This is a genomic window from Paenibacillus sp. 2TAB26, from assembly GCF_052115145.1.
Lineage (GTDB): Bacteria > Bacillota > Bacilli > Paenibacillales > Paenibacillaceae > Pristimantibacillus.
In genome coordinates this window covers 1-431 of record NZ_JBFRGC010000113.1, presented here as the reverse complement: position 1 = coordinate 431, position 431 = coordinate 1, and the positions used below count along the sequence as shown (strand labels likewise).

1 protein-coding gene is annotated in these 431 nt (G+C 62.4%); it reads right to left on the bottom strand.

Translation table 11 applies throughout. The features are described 5' to 3' along the window. Positions 1-202, bottom strand: a 202-nt coding sequence (locus tag AB4Z50_RS36110) for a hypothetical protein (protein WP_441887315.1), incomplete at its 3' end; no start/stop codon positions are given. Positions 203-431 lie beyond the last annotated feature (229 nt).

The window sequence follows — 431 nt, the reverse complement described above, 5'->3', positions numbered from 1 at the left end:
GTGCGGGTAAAACTCCCTGCTCGCCCTCCTCGCCCACCGATTTCTGTGAAAGCTGGACGCTAACGGCGAGGCCGGGATAAGTGTCTCGCAAAGCCTGACAGGCACTGGCTGCTGAAGATTGATTAGAAAAGCTCGCCGTGATCGTGGACATTTCATCCTCCGTGTCCTGCGCATCGAAATTAGCGATTCCTGCAACCACCATGCCAAGTCGCGCGCCTTCATCGTGTTCGCCTCCGACCGTGGATGGTCAAGCCTAACCCGCGCCGGCGGGCGGTTCAGGCGACTAGGGAATGAGGCCGGCCTGGCGGCAGCCCATAACCGCGTTATCGAACAGGCCGATGTCCCGGCGCCCACGCGCCACCAGTTGCGCGCCTTCGAGGGCGGCAAACATCGCCAATGCGCGTTGGCGGCGCTTCTGCACGCCCGCAAGT